Genomic DNA, 21,284 nt, shown 5'->3' with positions numbered 1-21,284 from the left:
TTCAAGGCAAACCCATGACAACAGAAAAAGTTACCAAGGAAAATGTGGTGCAGGCGCATGAGCGTCTGCGTCCCTATGTGCGCCAGACGCCCGTGTTCGATTACCAGACCGGGCGTCTGGATAGCGCCGTCAATTTCAAGTTTGAGCATTTGCAGGCCTCGGGCACGTTCAAGGCACGCGGTGCTTTCAACAACTTGCTGAGCTTGTCCGAAGAAGCACGCCAGCAAGGGGTGACTTGCGTTTCTGCAGGTAACCACGCCGTGGCCGTGGCCTATGCCGCCCATCAAATGGGGGTGAAAGCCAAGACCGTGATGATCAAGACGGCCAGCCCGGCGCGCGTAGCCCTGTGCCGTGAATATGGGGCCGAGATCATCTTTGCTGACAATGGCGAGCAGGCGTTTGAACTGGTGCGTCAGATAGAGAAGGACGAACAGAAGACCTTCATTCATCCGTTCAGCACCTACCCCACCGTGCTGGGAACCGCCACGCTGGGCTACGAATGGTTGCAGCAAGCGGGCAAGCTGGACGCGGTGCTGGTGCCCATTGGGGGCGGTGGCTTGGCCGCCGGTGTGTCGGCTGCCGTCAAGCTGTGGCAGCCTGATTGCGTGGTTTATGGCATCGAGCCTGTGGGAGCAAACGTCATGGCGCTTAGCCGCCAGGCTGGCGAGCCGCAAAAAATCGGCGCCATGCAGTCCATCGCAGACAGTCTGATGGCTCCGCATACTGACGAGTTCAGCTTCCGTGTGTGTCAGGACAATATCGATACGCTGGTGACCGTCAACGACGACCAGATCCGTGCAGGGATGCACTTCCTGTTCAACGAATTCAAGATGGCCACTGAACCGGCTTGCGCTGTGGCAACGGCTGCCTTGATGTTCCCCTTGCGCAAACATCTGGCCGGGCAACGAGTGGGCGTGTTGTTTTGCGGCTCCAATACGGATACCGACACCTTTATCCGCCATATCACCACGCCACTGGCGCAAGGCTAATCATGCAGCTAAGCGTTTATGTAGCAAAAGCCCAGGAAGTGTATGAAGGGCTGGATATGGGTGCGGCGATTGATCTGATGCGCCAGGGTTTTATCGCCATGCAGCAAGGGCGTATTGACCAGCCCTTGCGTACGATTGTGCGCAGCCATTTGTCCAGCGGCTTTCTGGGCATGATGCCTGCCTGCATCGACATGCCGGAGATTTATCCCGAGCCTTTGTACGGTGCCAAGATGGGCACCCTGTTTCCAGACAATGTGCGCCTGGGTAAGGACCCCCATCAAGGCTGCGTGCTCTTGATGAGCGGCTTGACCGGCGAAACACGTGCCATTCTGGATGCCAGCAGCGTGACGGCCTTACGTACCGCAGCGGTCAGTGGCCTGGCCACCGACATGCTGGCGCGCCCGGATGCCAGCGTGCTGACCTTGTTTGGTGGCGGGCATCAGGCCTTGTGGCAGTTGCGTGCCGTGGCGCAAGTGCGTCGCTTGAGCAACGTATTTGTGATTACCCGCTCCGCACAGTCGGCTCAGCATTTCATTGAAGAAGCCCAGGCGTATCTGGATTGCCCCTTGATAGCCGGAGTCTCGGCCCAGGAAGCCGTGTCCCAGTCGGATATGGTACTGACGGCCACCAGCTCTGCCACGCCTGTCTTGCAGCGCGAATGGCTGCGCCCTGGCACGCACATCACCGCCATGGGTTCCAGCACACCCGCCAGCAGTGAACTGGATGGCCCCACCATGACGGCAGGCCGTTTGTTTGTGGACCGTGCGCAATCCACTCGTAACGAGTCGGGCGAGTTCTTGAATGCGTGCAAGCAGGGCTACTTGTCGGCGGATACCGAGCTGAACGAGCTGGGTGCCGTTCTGGAGGGGCAAGCCGCAGGCCGCATCAACAATGAAGAAATCACGATTTTTAAATCCTTGGGCTTGGCATTCGAGGACGTATTGACGGCGGCCGCCTTGTTAAGCCGTCATGCCGCACAAGGAAATGGACGAGTAGTAGAACTTTAATAGCGTCATCAAGAGGTAGGGAGACAAGTAATGAAAAAGAAATGGGCGCAGGTTTTGCTGGGAACGGCGTTGGCCTTGGCAACAGGCATGTCTGTTGCCAGCAAATTGCCGGACACCATACGTTTGGTCGTAGGTTATCCGGCCGGAGGAACAGCGGATGCCGTCGCGCGGGTGTATGCCGAGCAATTGCGTGAAAAGCTGGGTGTGAATGTGGTGGTGGATAACCGCGCAGGCGCGGGCGGGCAGGTTGCTGCTCAAGGCTTTTTGCGCTCGCCTACCGATGGCTCGGTGCTGTTGGTCGCTAATAATCACATGATGACCACCCTGCCCCTGACCGTAAAAACGGTCAGCTACGATCCAATAAAGGATTTTGCGCCGGTAGCCGTGATCGCCAAGTTCGAACATATCTTTGTGGTGGGTAAAACCACGCCTGCCAATACCTTGCAGGAGTACGTGGAGCTGGTGCGCAAAGAACCGGAAAAGTACGGCCACTATGGTATTCCCGCCCCCGGCAGCGCCCCTCAGTTCATTGGCTACAGCATCGCCAAGAAGAACGATATCCAGATGTCCCCCGTGCCTTATAAAGGGGGTGCCCCTTTGATCAACGACCTGCTGGGTGACCATATTCCTGCTGGCGTGGACGCGGTGGGCATGATTACCGAACACGTTGCCGCCGGTTCGGTGCGGGTGCTGGGGATTACCGGTGCGGAACGCCTGCCTATCTTGAAAGACGTGCCCACCTTTGCAGAAATGGGCTATGGCGACCTGAAAGCGTCGGGCTGGATGGGGATTTTTGCCCCGCTGGGCATGGAGCCGGAGATGGTCAAACAGTTCCAGGATGCCTTCAATGAAGTGGCCAAGCTGCCACGCATTGAAAGCGCGATTGTGCCGATCGGCTTCCGACCCGAGTCGGGCGATGCGCAGGAGCTATCGCGCATTGTTCAGGATGATCTGGATACTTGGGGACCCATCATCAAGGAGTCGGGGTATTTGCAGCAGTAAAACCCAGGGCGTTGGTGCAGGCGCTTTGTTGTGCTGTGTCGTGCTTTTCAAACTTGAATGAGTACAGACTGGCGTTTCAACCCAGTTCTGATGGGGTATGTAGAGAAACGGCTAGTAGTAGCGAACAGCGCAAAATTTGTGAGCGCAGAAAAGCTGGACGCGGACCTGATTTGGAATCAGGTCCGTTTTTTTTATGGCGATTTCAAGAAGGTAATGGGCACTGACAGAGCATGTTGCCTGTGCGTCGCGGGAACTCAGCTCATGGACAGAACATCACCATTGGAAAGAGGCTTTGCACGCCGAAAGGGAGCTGATCATCTCTGTGCCGGGCTATCGAATTCTTGTTTCGTAGCCAGCCTCGGAGCAGCCGAAGTACCTCTGGTTCACCCCTTCAAATAGCACTTGGAAGTTGTTCCTAAGATGGGGCTGCCAAACGTGTTTCTCCCGGCCACGAACATTCGATCAAGTTGCGTTAATTCCATTAAGTGACTGATAGATAACAATAAAAAATTATTTTAAGTCTGTAGGGAATTCCCTATATTTTATTTATTGGCTAGTCAGTTAATAATATTTCAAACTAGAAATAATCAATCAGTTAATTAAAAACCAAGGAAGGAGATACAAGGTGCGCAAGACGATATTGACGATGGGGTTGCTCATGACGCTGGGTGCTGTGGGGGCCGTGCAAGCGCAAACCATCAAGATTGGTGTGATTCAGCCTTTGACCGGGTCGGTGGCCTACAACGGGGAGGCCGATGTGAACGGTTCCAAGTTGGCTGTCAAAGAGCGTAATGCTCGTGGCGGGGTGTTGGGGAAACAGGTTGAACTGGCTATTGAGGATGGAGAGTGTCAGCCCTCCAAAACCGTGAACGCGGCTGAAAAACTGATTCAGAAAGACAAGGTGCCGATTATCTCCGGCGCCTTTTGCAGCTCCGCCACCATCGCAGCCATGAGCGTGGCGCAAAAGTACAAAGTGCCCCTGCTCTCGGGCGTGTCGTCAAAAAGTGATTTAACCGAGCGTGGCAATGAGTGGTTCTTCCGCACCGCAGAAACCGATGGTTTGCTGGCTCATGCCTTTGCCACGATTCTGGTCGAGCAGCTCAAGCTGAAAAAAATCGCCTACATCGGTGTGAATGATGATTGGGGCCGGGGCGGCATGGAAGAGTTCTCCAGCCAGATCGAAGCCTTGGGCGGTGAAACCGTGCAAAAGCTGTATTTCGACCATGGCACCACGGACTTCTACACGCTGTTGACGCGGGTACGAGCCGCCAAACCAGATGGTGTCTTTGTGGCAGCCGAAACTCAGGACGGCTCGATTCTGGTCAAACAGATGAAGGAAGTGGGTCTGGAGAGTCTGATTTTTGGCGTGGGTAGTTGGGCGACGGCGGACTTTGTGAATTTGGCGGGCTCTGCATCAGAAGGCATTCATGCTGCCGTTCCTTATGCCCACACCTTGCAGCGTCCCGAAAATCTGGAGTTCGTGCAGTCCTATCAGAAAGAGTATGGCGAGCTGCCCGGCAAGTATTCGGTGGCTGGCTATAACGCGATGAACATCATCATGGACGCGATCGAACGAGCAGGGGAAGCCGATCCGGACAAGATTCGTCTGGCACTGCCGGCCACGGATTACAACGGCCCCAATGGCAACTTCAAATTCAACGAAAAACGCCAGGGCTACGGCTTTGATGCCGTGTTGGTGAAGCTTCAAGGCGGGCAGCCGGAAATAGTTGCTCAGGCCAAGGTAACGGCGGACTAAGAGCACGATGAGCTGCGGATTCTATCGTTTGATGAGGGGGCATTGTGTTTGATTTATTGCTGCAGTTCATTGCCAATGGACTGGTGAACGGGACGTTCTACGCTTTGTCGGCTCTGGGTCTGACCCTGATTTTTGGCTTGATGCGATTGGTGAACTTTGCCCATGGCGAGTTCTACATGATCGGTGGCCTGCTGGGATGGTTGGTGACCCAGCAACTGGAGCTGAACTTCTTTGTAGGCCTGGCGCTGGTCATGGTGATCGTCGCGGTGTTTGGTTGGCTGCTGGATCGCTTCCTGATTGCCCGTATCCGGGACAAGGGCCCGGAGCCTGGCATTTTGCTGACTATCGGTTTGTCGATTTTCCTGACGAATACCGCCCTGATGATCGTGGGTACGGCACCTTTGAAAGTGGTGGCGCCGGTGCCTAATACTCCCCTGTTTTTGGGACCGATATTCATCACTGAGGTGCGAGTTTTCGCGATCGGGATGTCTATTGCCGCCATCGTCGGCGCACGCCTTCTGATCCAGAAAACCCGTTTGGGCAAAGCCATGCGGGCCACCTTCCAGGACTCGACGGCGGCCAGTCTGGTCGGTATCAATACCGCCACGATTTACGCCTCCACCTTCGCCTTGGGTGTAGTCCTGGCGGCAACCTCGGGCATGTTGCTCAGCTCCATTTATGTCGCGCAGGCTTCGATCGGTGGCCTGATCAGTTTGAAGGCCTTTGTGGTGGTCATTCTGGGCGGGATGGGCAATTTCGGTGGTGCCATTCTGGGTGGCTTGATCCTGGGCGTGGCAGAAGCGCTGTGGGGAGGTTATGTGCAAACGGGGACAGCGGACATGGTGGGCTTTGCCCTGGTTATCTTGATTCTGTTCTTCCGCCCCTATGGCTTATTTTCGGTTCGAGCGGAGCGCGCGTAAATGAAAATAGAACGTCACTTTATGGTGGGCTTCCTGGCCTTGTCGGCGTTGCTCGCTTGTTTTGTGCAGAACGATTATTTGCTGCACATCCTGGTGCTGGTGCTGATGTATAGCGTGCTGGCCAGCAGCCTGAACTTGATCATTGGTTATGTGGGAGAGTTCCCGCTGGGTCATGTGGCATTTTTTGGCCTGGGGGCGTATTCGGTCGCCATTTTGAGCTCGCCCGCGGTGGGCTGGCCTGTCACGGTCACCATTGCCGCGGCGGCCTTGATTGCTGCGGCAGCGGGTTACGTGATTGGGCGTGTGACTTTGCGTCTGAATGGGCCCTTCTTTGTCATCGTGACGCTGGCCTTTGCCGAGGTCTTGCGTCTGCTGGCCAATAACTGGGTGGAGCTGACCAATGGTCCGATGGGTATCTCGGGTGTGGCTCATCCCGCCCTGCTGGATATGTCACCTTGGCTGGCCGGCAAGCGGGGTTTTGTGGTGATGGGCATTGTGCTGGCCGCCATCACTTTCTACATCTGCTACCGCCTGGTGCATTCCAGTGCGGGCCGTGCTGCCGTCACTCTGCGAGAGAACAACTACGTGGCGCAATCGGTCGGTATTGATCCTTTTCGCTACTCGCAGTTTGTCTTTGTGGTGGCGGCCTTTCTGGCCGGGATTGCCGGGGCTTACTACGCCAGCTACATCAGTTTTGTAGGGCCGGAAGTTTTCGGTTTTCCGTTTACTGCGACCATGATCATTATCGTTTTGCTGGGCGGTAAAGGCACCTTGCTGGGGCCTATTGCAGGGGCCATTGTGGTGGCCTTGCTGGAAGAGTATTTGCGCGAATTCAAGGAGTTGCGTCTGTCCTTATTTGGACTGATCGTCATGGCTTCGGTGCTGTTTGCGCCAGATGGAATCATGGGATTTGTGCAGCAGCGTTTTCATCATTTATTTGGGAGGACGCGTCATGCTTGAAGTGTGCGGTCTCAGCAAATCCTTTGGCGGTATTCATGCGGTTCAGGATATTGATTTCACCGTTCCTGCCGGGCAAATCGTCAGCTTGATCGGGCCCAATGGGGCTGGCAAAACAACGTGCTTCAACCTTATCACCGGCTTTTATCAGCCTACTCGTGGGCGGGTGTTATGGGATGGCAAAGAGGTCACGGCCAGCAAGCCGTATCGCATGGCACAGCAGGGCGTCATTCGCACTTTTCAAAAGACTAATGTGCTGCGGGCTCTGAGTGTTTTCGACAATCTGGTCCATGCCCATTATTTGGCTGATCGGGCACCCTTGTGGCGCACTTTCTGGCCCAGCAAGGAGCAGGCAAAAAACGAACAGGAAATCATCGTCTCGGCCCGCCGTATTCTCGATCAGATTGGCTTGGCCAAGCGTGCTGATGTCCTGGCCAGCTCCTTGTCTTGTGGCGAGTTGCGACTGCTGGAGGTGGGCGTTGCTCTGGGCGCCAAACCCAGGCTGCTGATGCTGGATGAACCAGCGGCAGGACTTAATACACATGAAGCAGAAGGCTTGGCCGACTTGCTCAAACAGCTGCCTGGGCAGTGGGTGGAGTCCATTTTGCTGGTAGAGCACAACATGGGTTTGATCATGCGTGTGTCTGACCAGATCGTGGTCATGAACTTTGGCAAAAAACTGGCAACGGGAACACCGGCAGAGATCCAGGCCAATGAGCAAGTGTTGGAAGCCTATATGGGGAAAGCGGCATGAGTAAACAGGACATTGAACCTCTATTGGCGTTGCAGGATGTGGTGGCGGGATATGGCAATTTGACGGCCTTGCATGGCGTCAGTTTGCATGTACAGCCAGGTGAAGTCGTGGCCATTCTGGGGGCCAATGGGGCCGGGAAATCCACCACGCTCCGGGCAATCTCCGGTCTGATCCGCCCTACTTCTGGCCAGATCACCTGGAAGGGACAGGTGATCAGTGGTCGTAGCCCTGAACATATTCTGAAGCTGGGTTTGGCTCACTGCCCTGAAGAAAGGCATGTGTGGCCTGAAATGACCGTTGAAGACAACTTGGATCTGGGCGCTTACCTGATCAAGTCCAAGACTGAAGTGGAGCGGCGTAAAGGCATTGCCTTTCATCGCTTCCCGCGCCTGAAAGAGCGATACAGGCAACTGGCAGGCACGCTTAGCGGCGGGGAGCAGCAAATGCTGGCGATTGCTCGGGCATTGATGTCAGAACCGGAGCTGTTGATTCTGGACGAGCCCTCCTTGGGGCTCAGTCCCAAGATGGCTCTGGAGGTTTTTCAGGTGGTGCGGGACATCAGTGAGCATGGCGTGTCCATTCTGGTGGTGGAACAGAACGTGCATAACGCGCTGAACGTAGCCAGTCGAGCCTATGTGCTGGAGACAGGGCGCGTTATTGCAGAGAAAGACAGCGCCAGCATGTTGAAAGACCCTGAACTCTTGAGCGCTTACCTGGGAGGCTGATGATGAGCATGAACAAGACAGTAGAGCTCCCATCGCGCCTCAGCTACGGCGCCCATGTCCATGCCAATGGCATACGGCAGCATTACTTGCGTTATGCCGGTCCCGGACCAGCCTTGGTGCTGGTGCCCGGAATCACCAGCCCTGCCCCCACCTGGGGCTTTGTGGCAGAGCGTCTGGCCCGGCATTTTGATGTGTATGTGCTTGATGTACGTGGTCGTGGTCTTTCTCAAGCAGGCGCAGAGCTGGACTACGGCGTGAATGCTTGCGCGGATGACTTGTGCCAGTTCGTTCGGGAGCTGGCACTGGAGTCGCCCATTTATGTGGGGCACTCCATGGGGGCGCGCATTCTGTTGCGTGCGGCCAGCCGAGGCTTGGCCAAGGGGGCCGCCATGGTGCTGGTGGATCCGCCAGTGTCCGGCCCAGGGCGACGCCCCTATCCGGCGAATATCGCCTGGTACACCGATTCGATTGCACAGGCTCAACAAGGTATGAGCGCCGAGCAGATGCGGCAGTTTTGCCCGACCTGGACTCCCGAGCAACTGGCGCTGCGCGCCCAGTGGCTGCACACCTGCGATGTGCGCGCGGTGACGGACAGCTATGAGTGGTTCCACACCGACGATGCGTTCCCGGACTTTAGCCAGCTCAATGACTGGAAGGTGGCCCTGATGGTGGCGGGCAAGGGAGATGTCATTCGCGATGAGGATAGTAAAGAGGCGCAGTCCTTGAAGCCTGACTTGCAGATCTTACGTGTACCAGACGCTGGGCACATGATCCCCTGGGACGACGAGGAAGGCTTTTATCGCGCATTGGGCACCTTTCTGGGCCTTACCTTTTAACAAGAAACAGGAGTGGAAGATGGCTGTATCTGATCATCAAATGGTTCAGGCCTGGAATGAGGTGCTGAGTCTTTCTGGAGTGAAGCCGGGGCAGATGGTCACCATTCTGACCAGTTTGCATACTCATCCTCAAACCTTGGCTACCGCCAAACTGGCCGTGGCATCTTTGGGGGCAACCCAGATGCAGGTGGACTTGCTGCCTGTAAACGCAGAAAAAGCATTGAGCCGCGACCTTCTGGCTTACTTGGGCACGACTCCGCTGACGGGTAATCCAGCAGCGATTGCCGCCCTCAAGGCCAGTGATTTGGTGCTGGATCTGATGACCTTGCTGTTCTCTCCCGAACAGCATGAGATTTTGAAGTCGGGCACCAAAATTCTCCTGGCAGCCGAACCGCCCGAGGTGCTGGTGCGTATGGTGCCATCCTTGCAGGATAAGGAACGTGTGGAGCGTTCGGCACAGGTGCTACAGGGCGCTCGTGAAATGCGGGCCACCTCCAGGGCAGGTACGGATCTGGTCATGCCTTTGGGGCAGTACCCGGTAGTAAAGGAATACGGCTTTGTGGATGAGCCGGGGCGCTGGGATCACTGGCCCAGCGGTTTTATCCTGACTTGGCCAAACGAAGGTCAGGCTCATGGCCGCATCGTGATTGATCGTGGCGACATCTTGTTGCCCATGAAGTCCTATGCGGCTGACCCGATCACCATGACAGTCGAGAACGGTGTGGTGACCTCGATTGAAGGTGGGTTGGATGCCGAGCTGCTGCGTGAATACATGGCCTCATTCAATGATCCTGAGGCTTACGCCATGTCCCACATAGGCTGGGGTTTGCAGCCCCGTGCTCACTGGTCCACGCTTGGCCTTTACGACAAAGAGCAAACCTTGGGCATGGATGCCCGTGCCTATGCGGGCAATTTCTTGTTCTCTTTTGGCCCCAATAATGAGGTCGGGGGCGACCGCACGACGGCTTGCCACATCGATATTCCGCTGCGTGCTTGCACCGTGACCGTAGATGGTCGCGAGACCGTTCGGGAGGGCAAGCTTGTGGAGGAGTTGGCATGAGCAGCCAGAGTGTTTACGAGCGACAGGGATTTGGGCAAGGGCTGGAGCTTGAAGGCAATGTCGGGCTGTTAATTGTGGATTTCGTTAACGGTTTTGCGGACCCTCAAGCATTTGGTGGTGGAAATATTCTGGAAGCCATTGAGCAAACGCGCACGGTTCTGGCGGATGCGCGGGCACAGAACTGGCCGGTGGCGCACAGCCGCATCGTCTTTGCCGATGACAGTGCCGACCGTAATGTATTCGGCCTGAAAGTCCCCGGTTTGGTGCAGCTGCGAGAGCACAATCCAGCTAGTGCCATTGTCGATGCCTTGAAGCCAGCACCGGGTGAGCTGGTCGTGCGTAAAACGGTTCCATCGGCCTTCTTTGGAACGGCTCTGGCTGCCTGGTTTGCGGAACGGGCGGTGCAAACCTTGCTGATTGCTGGCGCAACCACAAGCGGGTGCGTACGTGCCTCTGTCGTAGATGCCATGTCCTGCGGCTTGCGCCCTTTTGTCCTGGCAGATTGCGTGGGTGACCGAGCCAAGGAGCCTCATGATGCGAGCCTGTTTGATATTCAACAGAAGTACGGCGAGGTTCGTCCGTATGCAGACTTGCGCCCCTTGCTGGTGATCTAGGCTTATCTGTTTTTTTGCTTATTTATTATTTATTTGTTTAATTAATTGAGGAGGTTTGGGCTGCCCAAGGCCCAAACACCGAGGATGTACAGCATGAAAAAAACGTTGAAAGTAGGTGTGATAGGCGGTGGTATTGGCGGCGTGACTTTGGCAGCAGCCCTGGAGCAACGCGGCATCGAAGTACATTTGTTTGAGCGTGCCGCCGCCTTTGGAGAGGTCGGTGCCGGGATTCAAATGACTCCGAATGCGGTCAAGGTGCTCAACGCTTTGGGCGCCCACGATGCGCTGGCCAAGGTGGGTTTCTTGCCCGAGGCTTTGGTGGGGCGTGATTGGTCCACTGGAGAGGAAAGTTTCCGTATCCCTTTAAAGAGCGATTGCCCGCAGCTGTATGGCGCAGAGTTCTTTCACGTGCATCGTGCGGACCTGCATCATTTGCTGACCGAGCTTCTGGGGACAACGAAGGTCACCTTCAACACGCAGTGCACCAAGGTGTCGCAGCAAGACGGCAAGGCGGTGGCGCATTTTGCTGACGGCTCTAGTTTTGAGGCCGATCTGATTGTGGGTGCTGATGGTGTACGTTCGGAAGTACGTCGCTCCATCTTCGGGGAGGAAGAACCCAAGTTCACCGGCAATATGTGCTATCGGGCAGTCGTACCATTTGACCAGATGCCTGACTTCGTCGCACCCGAGTCTTCATTCTGGCTGGGGCCTAAAAGCCATGTGGTGACCTATTACGTAAACGGCGGCAAGGCCGTCAATATTGTGGCGGTGAATGAAACGGCCAGCTGGGTGGAGGAGTCCTGGAATGCGCGCAGTACCCAGCAGGAAATGCTGCAGGATTTCAAGGACTGGCACCCCAATATCGTCAAGCTGTTCGAGCGTGTGACGGATGTCTATCGCTGGGGGCTGTTCGATCGTGACCCTATGACTAAATGGTCGTCGGGCCGTGTGACTTTGCTGGGCGATGCGGCGCATCCCATGCTGCCCTTCCTGTCTCAAGGTGCGGCAATGGCTATCGAGGACGCCTACGTGTTGGCGGTTGCGCTAGCCGCTTTGCCAGATGATCTGGACACCGCCTTGTCGCTTTATGAAGCAGAACGCTTGCCACGTACCAGCCGGGTGCAACTGGAAGCACGTGAGCGCGGCCGCACCTATCACCTGTCCGATAGCGAAGCCAAGGCCAAGCGTGATGCCGAATACCGTGAGCAGCAGAAGAAAAACCCGCACGCGGGCGGCATCAAGACGGACTGGGTTTATTCATATAATGCTACTGACTTTCAGCCGAAAGCATTACAGGTTTAACAGGTAGGGCCGGAGGGAGCGTCTTGTTGTCGATACGTCAGTATGTTGAGAACCAGATTCACATCATTACCGGTCTGCAAGGCAGCCCGGTAGACTTTACGACGCCTGCGGGCGACCCCGGCTTGTTTGGCCCACAGTCGGCTGTGTGGCAAGTGCATGCAGATTTCACCTCCATGATGCTCGGGGGGATTTCTGCATTGTGTTTGCAGATGCTGGACCCGAAGGTTTTGGCCGGGGTCTGGGATCATTCCCGCTTTCGTCAGGATATGCAGGGGCGCTTGAGTCGAACGGCGCAGTTCATCTCGGCAGTCAGTTATGCGGGTACGGAGCAGGCTGAGCGTTGCATTGATCAGGTACGGCGGGTGCACGAGCACGTACACGGGTATTTGCCGGATGGCACGCCTTACGATGCCAATGACCCGGAGTTGCTGCGTTGGGTGCATCACACGCAGGCCTACTGTTTTCTGCAATCCCATATGCGCTGGCGTAATGCCAGACTGGCACCAGAGCAGCAGGATCGCTATGTTGCACAATACTCGAAAGTTGCCGTGTTGCTGGGGGCGGATGGCCTGGTCATGGATGCGGCAAGCTTGAGGGAGCTGTTTGCCCAGGCCGGTCCGCAATTACGGGTTGATGCGCGAACCCGGGAAGTGGCTACAATTTTAATGTCTTCACATACCCTGTTTAAGGGGCCCAAGGCTTGGGTTGCCAGGGTGTTTCTGTTAGCGGCATTGGATATGTTGCCAGAGTGGGCTCAACGCTGTTTTGAGCATCGCCCCAGCACGGCATCCATGTGGTGGCGTCGCAAGGTGGTGAACAGCGTTGCTGGCGTCTTGCGTTGGGCCACACGTAACGGTTCCGTGCATCGGGCGCGGCGTCGCGTCGCCAATCAGGCTTAGCTGGTAGATAAGAATGAATCAAATTTTGAGGCAAATATGGGCCGTGTAACTTTGTCGTCGGATAGCTCTTGGGTCAAGCGGGATAAGCCTGGACGCCCGGAAGGGGTAGGTGACAACACGTCAGAGCGAATTCTGGACGCCGCCGAGGAAGAGTTTTCCGAGACTGGCTATGCCGGGACCACATTGCGCGTCATCGCTCAAAAGGCGGCTGTGACCCAAGCCTTGATCAACTACTACTTTGGTTCCAAGTACGGCCTGTTTGAGGCCGTGTTCATCCGCCGAGGCAAAACCATTTCCGATGAGCGTCTACGGCGCTTGCATGCCTTGCGCGATCAAGAGGGCAAGGTCCTGGTCGATGATGTGGTGCGCGCTTTTCTGGCACCCACGATCGCCTTGCGCGAGACGCCCGGAGGTCGACGCTTCTTGCGACTGCAAGCCCGTTTGCACACCGAGCCGGCCGAGATTTCCTACAAACTGCGTAATGAAGCCTACGACGGCTCAACCCGTGCGTATGTGCAGATTCTGGAAGAAATACTGCCCGAGCTGCAGGCCAAGGACGTGTACTGGCGTGTGGTCCTGATGATTGGGGCCTATATGTATGCCTTCTCCGATACCCACCGGCTGGAAGAGCTGGCGCCAGGTATCTGTGACCCCAACAATACCGACGAGATTCTTGAGCAGATCATTGCCTTTGTCTCTGCCGGTTTGCTGGCTGCGCCGGTTGTCTTGCCTGGCAAGGCTTGAACCGGGCGCCTGCATGCCGACCAGGGACCCTGTTGAACTCTCTACTTTGAAATGACACTTGTCCTTTCTCGCCATCAGGGCCGACGCCAGCAAATTTTGCTGGCGTTTTCGTTTATTTAACCGGCGTACACAACTCCACCACAACACGCTCTGGCGTCTGCACATAAGACACCATCTGCCCCCATGGCTTGTTCTGTGGTGGCGCCAGTTCCGTGCCCCCTTCCGCCAGTGCCTTGGCATGAGCTGCAGGCACGTCGTCGCAGACCAGGGCGATTTCAATGGCTAGTGGCACGTCGGATGCGTGAGTCGACAAATGCCCTTTGGGGTAGTTCATGTAGGCCAGCATTTCCCCCGCAAAGGCCAAGGTGGTTTGGCCAGTTTCCAGCTCACCGTACAAGCCGGTTTCATGCAGCATTTTGGTGGACAAACCAAACGCGCGGTTAAAGTAATCCAGTGCCTGGCCGACGTCGGGTACGTAGATGATGGTGTAGCCAAATTTCATGGTGGGGCTCGATAGGAAAACGCAGGGCCAGTGCAAAAAAAATCGGCTCCCCGATTGTAGATGGGGAGCCGATTCTTTGATGGCTTAAACAGCCCGATCAGGGTTTAAAGCTGACCGCGTTTTGTCAGTTCTGCCCTTACACCGGCACCGTAGGCAGGGTCTGCCTTGGTGAAGTGGCCCAGCTGACGCTCGATGATTTCCTTGGGAACTCCCGCCATGGCGTCGGCAATATTGCTGAACAGACGCTGCTTTTCCTCGTCGTTGAACAGGCGGAACAGATTGCCGGGCTGCGAGTAGTAATCCTCATCCACGCGGTGATCCCAGTGATCTGCCGGCTGGCCGTCCAGCGCCAGAGGCGGTTCGCTACGGGGAGCCTGTTGCCATTCGCCCTGGCTGTTGGGCTCGTAGTTGATCGTGCCGCCGTTATTGTCGCCAGTACGCATGGCGCCATCGCGGTGGTAGCTGTGGAACGGGCAACGCGGTGCGTTCACTGGCAGCAGCCCGTGGTTCACGCCCAGACGGTAACGCTGGGTGTCGCCGTAGGAAAAGATACGACCTTGCAGCATGCGGTCGGGCGAGTGGCCAATACCAGGCACCAGGTTGGCAGGCGTAAAGGCGGCTTGCTCCACTTGGGCAAAGTAGTTGGTGGGGTTCTCGTTCAACTCCAGCATGCCCACATCGATCAGCGGGAAGTCGCCATGTGGCCAGACCTTGGTCACGTCAAAGGGGTTGATGTGGTAGGTGCGTGCCTGCTCTTCGGTCATGATCTGAATGCGCAGCGCCCAGCGAGGGAAGTTGCCCTTTTCAATGTTCTCGTACAGATCGCGCTGCGAACTCTCGCGGTCCTGGCCCACGACTTTGGCGGCTTCTTCATTGGTGTAGTTGGCAATGCCCTGCTGGGATTTGAAGTGGAACTTCACCCAGTGGCGCTCGCCCTTATCGTTGATCAGGCTGTAGGTGTGCGAACCAAAGCCGTGCTGCTGGCGCAGGTTACAGGGCAAACCGCGGTCGCTCATCAAGATGGTGACCTGGTGCAAGGATTCGGGCGACAAGGACCAGAAATCCCAGGCGGCGCTCATATTGCGCAGGTGGCTGCGAGGGTCGCGTTTCTGTGTGTGGATGAAGTCGGGGAACTTCAGTGGATCCCGTATAAAGAAGACAGGAGTGTTATTGCCCACGAGGTCCCAGTTTCCGTCTTCTGTATAGAATTTGAGGGCAAATCCTCGAACGTCGCGTTCTGCATCGGCGGCTCCTGCTTCACCTGCTACGGTGGAAAAACGTAAGAAAACGGGGGTCTGGCTGCCTGGCTTGAAGACCTTGGCCATGCTGTACTGCGTGATGTCGTGCGTGACGGTAAAGGTACCGAAAGCGCCCGAGCCTTTGGCGTGTACGACACGCTCCGGGATGCGTTCTCGATCAAAGTGAGCCAGCTTCTCCAGCAGCCAATAATCCTGCATCAGGACGGGACCACGAGGGCCTGCCGTCATGGAGTTCTGGTTCTCCTCAACAGGGCGGCCAGCGGCGGTCGTCAGGGTTTTATTGCTCATTGTGTTTCTCCGTTGAAGCTGACCCGAACCGAGGGGGGGCGGGTCGTTTTAAGAAGTTGAGATCAGTCTACTTGCCTTGGTCGAAATAGTTAAATCAAATGATTTTAGTGAACGTATAGCTTTTTGCTATCAAGACGGTTTTCATCCCGATCATAGCGGTAAGTAGAAACGCTGCGCATGAAATTTCTATGAGCAGAATCTGAAAAGTTAATAAATGTTTGTAAATACGGGCCTTTTACGCCGTTGGACAGAGTATTTCGGGCAGGTGTATCATCCACCCAGCCGCCTGCGGCGTACTGCGGTGTACTAAATGGGCCCAGCTTTGAGAAGCCCGTTTTCATGCCTTCTGCCCCTGGTCGGGGTGCCGCCTAGCAGGACTCAGGACAACGATAATTTATGAATTTTCCCCCCAAGACCGGTGGCCATTCCTTTGGCGACACCCTCTCTCACACCGCATCTACACGTGATGCCACCTTGCAAAAACTGGTGCTAGTGGTGGAAGACGAACCCGATATTGCCAGTGTGCTGGATGCCTATCTGCGCCGCGATGGCTTGCGTACAGCGATAGCGGGCGATGGGTTTCAGGCTTTGCAATTGTTCCGGGATCTGCGCCCGGACATGGTGTTGCTGGACATTCATCTACCCGGTGTGGATGGGTTGGATGTATTGCGTGCCATCCGTAACGCGGGTCAAACCCCGGTGATCCTGGTCACGGCATTGGCCGATGATGTGGACAAGCTTCTGGGCCTGCGTTTGGGGGCGGATGACTATGTCATCAAGCCTTTTAATCCGGCGGAGGTGGTGGCCCGTGTCCGCGCCGTGCTGCGACGCAGCGGCGCTGTTGCACCCAGCACTCGTATCCGTGTGGGCAGCCTGGAAATTGATGAGCAGGATCACGTGGCCTTGGTGCATGTGGAGGGGGATCGGGTTGTGCCCTTGCCGCTGACCGTCACGGAATTTCGCTTGCTGGCCTGCCTGGCGGCCCAGCCGCGTCGTTGCTTTTCCCGTAACTATCTGATTGAGCAATGTTTGCCTGAAAGTAATGCGATGGAGCGGGTGATTGACTCCCACATCTCCAAGTTAAGACGCAAACTGCAGGTGGTAGGCCAGGGCGAGCTGGTCGAGGCCGTACGTGGAGTGGGCTATCGCTTATGGCGCGAATACTAGACCGAATCTGGGTTCGCTTTGGCTTGGCGGTGGCCATCGCGATTGTGGTCACCCTGTCTGTGCTGGCCATCACCCAGCTGCTGTTCTGGAAGTACGAGGAGGATCGCTTTTACCGCTCTCTTCCCACCGATATTCGCCTGGAGTATGACCAGCTTGTGGTGCAGGGTCTGGAAGAAGGCCCACGTGCCATGCAGATTTATGGCGAGTACTGGCAGGGTGATCCCTGGACTCGCGAATACCTGACCTTGCTTTTTACTCTGATGATAGGCCTGCCCTTTGGGCTGGTGTCGGGGTTTTGGGTATCGCGCCGGGTAATGCAGCCTCTGGAATCCATGGCGGAGGCGGCCAACCGGGTGGCGGTAGGCGACTTTACCGTGCGTGCGCATGAAGGCCAGGCACGCGGTGAAATGGCCGAGATGGTGCGCGACTTCAATCACATGATTGATTCGCTGGAAGCGTTGGACCGTGAACGGCGCATGACGGTGGCCTCCTTGTCGCACGAGCTGCGCACCCCTTTGGCGGTGTTAAGTGCCCGCTTGCACGCTATTGTGGATGGGGTCATTCCCGGCACCGAGCAGGAAATGCACGGCTTGTTACAGCAATCTTTGCATCTGGGCCGTTTGGTCAGCGATCTGCATACGATTTCCCTGGCCTCTGCGGGGCGATTGTCCTTGTATTGCGAGCAACTGGATCTGGTGCCGCTGGTGGCGGAAGAACTGGATCGTTTTGATGCCCGCCTGCAGGAAAAGGGTTTTGAGCTGGAGGCTGACTTGCCGCCAGTGCCTGCTTGCGTCCTGGTGGACCCGGACCGTTTGCGGCAGATTATTGGCAATTTGCTGGAGAACTGTCTTCGCTACGCCGCCCAAGGGCGCTGGGTGGGGATTTCGCTGGAGCTTAGCGAAGGCCATGCCACCTTGTCGATTAATGATGCGGGCCCCGGCTTGCCTGAATCCATGCGTGACCGCCCTTTCGAACGCTTTGCTCAAGAACCGGGCAGCAAACGCCATGCTTCGGGTTTGGGCCTGTCGATTGTGCAGGCGCTGGTTGAACAGCAAGGCGGCACTGTCATCGTTGGAACCTCCAAACGGGGTGGTGCCAGCGTACAAATGCGCTTTCCGCTGGTGAATCGCAGCACGGCGAATTAAGCCGCATTTCTATCTCCATCATTTCTCCATCATTTGTGCACGGCTACGCAACGTGGCCCGTGCATGCTGTAGCCATCTCTTATTTCGTGCTTGGGAGTGGCTGCCCTGTTGTCCATTCTTCGTCTTTTTCCGGCGCTATGGTGTGCCGCCTTACTGTCGGGTTGCTTTGCGCCTCTCGTCCCGGATTTGTCGCGCCCCCAGGCGCAGGAGTGGGATAGCCAGGTCGCCAATGAAGGGCCAGTGGTTGAGCTACGTGCCTGGTGGCATGTGCTGGGCGACCCGCAGCTGGACGCCTTGGTACAAGAGGCCCTGGTCCAGAATCTGGATCTGGCGCAAATGTTCAGCCGTGTTCAGGGTGAACGCCAGATCACCGAGCGCTGGAGCAGCAAATTTCTGCCCGCTTTGAATGCGGACGCCCATCCGGTGCAGGACGTACCCGCACAGGATATGTATTTCCATGCGAGCCTGGATATGGTGTGGGAGCTGGGCCTGTTTGGTGCCATGGAAAATGCCCGGCTGAAAGCGATGGCGGATCTGGGCTATGCACAGGCTGACTTGCAAAGCATGCGCGTGACGGTCATCGCCTCCGTGGTACGCAATTACATGGACCTGGCTCAAGCCCGTCGTCAACAAGCCCTGCTGGAAGAGACAGCCAAGCTGGATGAACAGGCCCTGTCCTTGGCTCAAGTGCGCTGGCAAACCCATCTGGGTTCATACGAGGCGCTGGAGCAGGCCCGCCTGACCCAGACTCAAACCAGGGATCAGTACCTGAACTTGCAAGAGCGTGCGGATCGGGCCGCTCGTGCCCTGGCTTTGCTGTTGGGGCGTGATCAACCCGATTTTCTGTGGGCAATGGGTGCCCAGGCGCGCTTGCCTCAAACATTTACCTTGCGCCAAGTACCGGCGGATCTGGTTCGTATTCGACCCGACATCAGCATGGCCCAGGCCGAAGTGTTGCAGGCTGCCGCCCAAGTCGGAGTAGCGCGTTCGGCTCTGTACCCTCGACTGCGTTTGGGGGGCTCCATCCTGTATTCCTACAACATCACCCGCAATATGCGCACCAGCACGGATTCGGTGCCGTCTATTGGTCCCATGCTGGATATTCCTCTGTGGGATTGGGGGGCACGTCGTGCCCGTGTGCGGGCCAGCGAAAAGGAGCTGGATGCCGCCTTGCTGGGCTATCGCAAAGCGGTGGTCACGGCGGTATCTGAAGTGGAGCAGTCCTTGGCAGCGTTGGTGAATCAGCAAAGCCGTATTCAAACCTTGCAGCAAGCAAGCCAGGTGTTGCAACAGGGGCAAATACGTCAACAAACCTTGGTAGGCCTGGGCCTGTCCAGCGAACTGGAGTTACTGCAGGCGCGCCGTGCCCATTTGAAGGCGCAGGCGGATCTGGAACTGGCACAGGATAGCCGTGTGCTGGCGTTTGTGGCTTTGTACAAGGCTTTGGGCGGTGCGCCTTTGCCGCAAGAGCAAGAGCCATGATCGCACTGGCACGTAAAACCCTGGTTTACGAGTGGCGGCGCTTTGTCCCCGTCGTGCTGGCTGTGGGCTTTTCCGGCTTGATGCTGGTGGCGCAAGCGGCCTTGGTGCTGGGGATTTTTGGGACAGCGGCCATTTACGTCAAAGCCTCATCGGCGGACTTGTGGGTGGGCTATCCCGGTACACAAAGCGTGAATTTCGGGCAGTCCATTGACCCCGATGTGGCCATGCGTTTGCGCATGGACCCCGATGTGCTTGACGTCGAACCCTATGAATGGGTGGATGGTGATTGGCGGGCCCAAGCCAGTGATAGCGGCAGCGTTTCGGTCTATTTGTCGGGCGTGTCGGTCAGTGACGGGGCCATGATGTTTGACCAGCTATTAGGTGCCGATATGCGCGCTCGTTTACGGGAACCCGGTGCGGTGATTGTGGACGAGGCGGATCTGCAGACCTTGGGATTGAATCGAGATGTCAGCCGCGCCTGGATCAATGGCAAACCGGTTCGTGTCGTGGGCTTGCTGCGCGGTTTGCGGGGTTTGGGTGGTGTGAATGTGTTGGCTTCAGTCGATACCGCCCGAGAGGTCAAGGGGGAGCCTGATGTGCGTGGCAGTACGTATTACGTGGCTCGCACTCGCATCGCCCCCGAGCTGGTGCAGGCCAGGCTTAACGATGTCACAACGGCTTTTGGTCCCTATGAAGTCTGGACGGCTGACCAGTTTGCCTCACGCTCGCAACGCTACTGGTTGCTGGATACCGGCGCAGGTATGGCGGTGTTGTTCATGGCCTTGATTGTGTGTCTTGTTGGGGCCGTGATTACGAACCAGTCCTTTGCCGCGGTGGTGGCCGGGTCTGCCCGCGAATACGCCACCTTGAATGCTTTGGGAGCCAGCCGTACGGCGTTGGCCAGGGTGGTGATCGAGCAGTCGTGCATGGTGGGTGGAATGGGTATGGTGCTGGCCGCGGTGATCAGTTCAGCACTGTTGGCCCTGGCAGCTTTGTATCACGTACCGGTCGCGATGACCCCTTTAGTGGCACTGGCCTGCGCCGTGCTGGTAGGCCTGATGTCCTTGCTCTCCAGTGTGATGGCAGTCCGTGTCTTGTGGCGTACCGATCCGTCCCTGCTCTTGCGCTGATTCAGGAAAACAGACCATGACTATGTCCTTGCCCCCGAGTGGCGAACCCAGCCTGAATGCCCTTGCCCTGGGTAAATCCTTTTTGACGGGGGTAGTGCAACTGCGTGTGCTCAATCGCCTGTCGTTGGCGGTTCATGCAGGCGAGCTGACCTTGGTGTCCGGCCCGTCCGGTTGCGGCAAAAGTACCTTGCTGGCCTTGCTATCCGGGCTGCAGCAACCCGATGAGGGGCAGGCCTTTGCCTTGGGCCAGAATCTGGCAGAAATGAGCCGCCGTGAACGGGATGATTTCCGCCTGCAGCACACCGGCTTTGTGTTCCAGGGCTTCAACTTGTTTCCCGCGCTGACCGCACAGGAGCAAGTGCAATTGCCCTTGGGCTATTTGGGCATGAACGCCCGTACCAGTGCAGAGCTGGCGTATCAGGCTTTGGAAGAGGTAGGGCTGCTGCATCGCGCGCATATGCGTCCGGCGCAGCTATCGGGCGGCGAAAAGCAGCGGGTGGCCATTGCCCGGGCGATTGCCAAGACGCCACAGCTTCTGTTTGCCGATGAACCTACCAGTGCTCTGGATGCCGAGAACGGGCAGCGTGTCGTGGACATCTTGCACCGCTTCGCCCGCAAGCATCGCGCCACCGTGCTGTGTGTCAGTCATGACCCACGTGTGGTTCGTCACGCAGATCGGGTGGTGGGCATGGAAGACGGGGCTATTCGCAGTGATCGGCGTAGTCCGGAACATACACAGGAGTGAA

General features: G+C 56.8%; 22 protein-coding genes. 19 read left to right on the top strand and 3 right to left on the bottom strand.

Features of this window, described 5'->3' with window-relative positions; translation table 11 throughout:
* The first annotated feature begins 14 nt into the window (after positions 1 to 14).
* From M2Q46_RS17980 to M2Q46_RS17915, 14 genes are all read left to right on the top strand, one after another.
* The gene (locus tag M2Q46_RS17980; protein WP_115634661.1) at positions 15 to 989 is read left to right on the top strand and encodes a threonine/serine dehydratase; all 975 of its coding nucleotides are present in this window, start codon (positions 15 to 17) and stop codon (positions 987 to 989) included.
* Positions 990 to 991: 2 nt separating this feature from the next.
* Positions 992 to 1,996, top strand: coding sequence for an ornithine cyclodeaminase family protein (locus M2Q46_RS17975; RefSeq protein ID WP_226349073.1), 1,005 nt, complete (start codon positions 992 to 994; stop codon positions 1,994 to 1,996).
* A gap of 30 nt (positions 1,997 to 2,026) precedes the next feature.
* A complete protein-coding gene (locus M2Q46_RS17970; RefSeq protein WP_026483987.1) occupies positions 2,027 to 2,998 on the top strand; it encodes a tripartite tricarboxylate transporter substrate-binding protein in 972 nt (323 codons plus the stop codon).
* Between the two features lie 625 nt (positions 2,999 to 3,623).
* Positions 3,624 to 4,754, top strand: a complete 1,131-nt coding sequence (locus M2Q46_RS17965) for an ABC transporter substrate-binding protein (protein WP_226349074.1) — start codon at positions 3,624 to 3,626, stop codon at positions 4,752 to 4,754.
* A gap of 44 nt (positions 4,755 to 4,798) precedes the next feature.
* Positions 4,799 to 5,674: a branched-chain amino acid ABC transporter permease gene (locus M2Q46_RS17960; RefSeq protein WP_035269511.1), complete on the top strand. Its 876-nt coding sequence runs from the start codon at positions 4,799 to 4,801 to the stop codon at positions 5,672 to 5,674.
* On the top strand, positions 5,675 to 6,634 hold the full coding sequence (locus M2Q46_RS17955) for a branched-chain amino acid ABC transporter permease (protein WP_083055103.1): 960 nt from the start codon (positions 5,675 to 5,677) through the stop codon (positions 6,632 to 6,634).
* The gene (locus tag M2Q46_RS17950; RefSeq protein WP_035269509.1) at positions 6,627 to 7,385 is read left to right on the top strand and encodes an ABC transporter ATP-binding protein; all 759 of its coding nucleotides are present in this window, start codon (positions 6,627 to 6,629) and stop codon (positions 7,383 to 7,385) included. Before M2Q46_RS17955 ends, M2Q46_RS17950 begins: the two co-directional genes overlap by 8 nt.
* On the top strand, positions 7,382 to 8,110 hold the full coding sequence (locus M2Q46_RS17945) for an ABC transporter ATP-binding protein (protein ID WP_035269507.1): 729 nt from the start codon (positions 7,382 to 7,384) through the stop codon (positions 8,108 to 8,110). Before M2Q46_RS17950 ends, M2Q46_RS17945 begins: the two co-directional genes overlap by 4 nt.
* Positions 8,111 to 8,118: 8 nt before the next feature.
* Complete coding sequence (locus M2Q46_RS17940) at positions 8,119 to 8,946, top strand: alpha/beta fold hydrolase (RefSeq protein WP_302357804.1); 828 nt, start codon at positions 8,119 to 8,121, stop codon at positions 8,944 to 8,946.
* A 19-nt stretch (positions 8,947 to 8,965) separates the two neighbouring features.
* The gene (locus M2Q46_RS17935; RefSeq protein WP_042485123.1) at positions 8,966 to 10,006 is read left to right on the top strand and encodes a 2,5-dihydroxypyridine 5,6-dioxygenase; all 1,041 of its coding nucleotides are present in this window, start codon (positions 8,966 to 8,968) and stop codon (positions 10,004 to 10,006) included.
* Positions 10,003 to 10,620 carry an isochorismatase family protein gene (locus M2Q46_RS17930; protein WP_060186798.1) on the top strand — a complete coding sequence of 206 codons (618 nt, stop codon included), beginning with the start codon at positions 10,003 to 10,005 and terminating at the stop codon, positions 10,618 to 10,620. The genes M2Q46_RS17935 and M2Q46_RS17930 overlap by 4 nt, the downstream gene beginning before the upstream one ends.
* Positions 10,621 to 10,713: 93 nt before the next feature.
* Entirely contained in the window at positions 10,714 to 11,922 is a 1,209-nt protein-coding gene (locus tag M2Q46_RS17925) for an FAD-dependent monooxygenase (RefSeq protein WP_302357799.1), read from the top strand.
* A 23-nt stretch (positions 11,923 to 11,945) separates the two neighbouring features.
* Positions 11,946 to 12,821 (top strand): oxygenase MpaB family protein, encoded by an 876-nt coding sequence (locus tag M2Q46_RS17920; protein WP_302357796.1) that lies wholly within the window; start codon positions 11,946 to 11,948, stop codon positions 12,819 to 12,821.
* Between the two features lie 36 nt (positions 12,822 to 12,857).
* Positions 12,858 to 13,565, top strand: a complete 708-nt coding sequence (locus tag M2Q46_RS17915; RefSeq protein WP_035269502.1) for a TetR/AcrR family transcriptional regulator — start codon at positions 12,858 to 12,860, stop codon at positions 13,563 to 13,565.
* 112 nt (positions 13,566 to 13,677) lie between these two features.
* On the opposite strand, the gene M2Q46_RS17910 is transcribed toward M2Q46_RS17915, so the two are convergent.
* The 3 genes from M2Q46_RS17910 to M2Q46_RS17900 all read right to left on the bottom strand — a co-directional run bounded on the left by M2Q46_RS17910 (position 13,678) and on the right by M2Q46_RS17900 (position 15,955).
* The gene (locus M2Q46_RS17910) at positions 13,678 to 14,067 is read right to left on the bottom strand and encodes a VOC family protein (RefSeq protein ID WP_060186797.1); all 390 of its coding nucleotides are present in this window, start codon (positions 14,065 to 14,067) and stop codon (positions 13,678 to 13,680) included.
* 104 nt (positions 14,068 to 14,171) lie between these two features.
* The gene (locus M2Q46_RS17905; RefSeq protein ID WP_063690085.1) at positions 14,172 to 15,614 is read right to left on the bottom strand and encodes a catalase; all 1,443 of its coding nucleotides are present in this window, start codon (positions 15,612 to 15,614) and stop codon (positions 14,172 to 14,174) included.
* 104 nt (positions 15,615 to 15,718) lie between these two features.
* Complete coding sequence (locus tag M2Q46_RS17900) at positions 15,719 to 15,955, bottom strand: hypothetical protein (protein WP_247966221.1); 237 nt, start codon at positions 15,953 to 15,955, stop codon at positions 15,719 to 15,721.
* A gap of 55 nt (positions 15,956 to 16,010) precedes the next feature.
* Here M2Q46_RS17900 and M2Q46_RS17895 point away from each other — a divergent pair, with 55 nt between their 5' ends.
* The 5 genes from M2Q46_RS17895 (at position 16,011) to M2Q46_RS17875 (ending at position 21,283) form a co-directional block, all read left to right on the top strand.
* Positions 16,011 to 16,781 carry a response regulator gene (locus M2Q46_RS17895; protein WP_080747977.1) on the top strand — a complete coding sequence of 257 codons (771 nt, stop codon included), beginning with the start codon at positions 16,011 to 16,013 and terminating at the stop codon, positions 16,779 to 16,781.
* Entirely contained in the window at positions 16,766 to 17,926 is a 1,161-nt protein-coding gene (locus tag M2Q46_RS17890; RefSeq protein WP_035269499.1) for a cell wall metabolism sensor histidine kinase WalK, read from the top strand. Before M2Q46_RS17895 ends, M2Q46_RS17890 begins: the two co-directional genes overlap by 16 nt.
* Before the next feature lie 108 nt (positions 17,927 to 18,034).
* Complete coding sequence (locus M2Q46_RS17885) at positions 18,035 to 19,408, top strand: efflux transporter outer membrane subunit (RefSeq protein WP_302357791.1); 1,374 nt, start codon at positions 18,035 to 18,037, stop codon at positions 19,406 to 19,408.
* Entirely contained in the window at positions 19,405 to 20,538 is a 1,134-nt protein-coding gene (locus M2Q46_RS17880; RefSeq protein WP_302357789.1) for an ABC transporter permease, read from the top strand. Before M2Q46_RS17885 ends, M2Q46_RS17880 begins: the two co-directional genes overlap by 4 nt.
* A gap of 16 nt (positions 20,539 to 20,554) precedes the next feature.
* Entirely contained in the window at positions 20,555 to 21,283 is a 729-nt protein-coding gene (locus M2Q46_RS17875; RefSeq protein ID WP_200884461.1) for an ABC transporter ATP-binding protein, read from the top strand.
* The last annotated feature ends 1 nt before the right edge of the window (position 21,284 follow it).

The sequence above is a fragment of the Alcaligenes sp. YSL9 genome, assembly GCF_030515105.1.
Classification (GTDB): domain Bacteria; phylum Pseudomonadota; class Gammaproteobacteria; order Burkholderiales; family Burkholderiaceae_B; genus Alcaligenes; species Alcaligenes phenolicus.
Note: the sequence above shows the minus strand (reverse complement) of the source record. Positions and strands in the feature narration are given on the sequence as shown.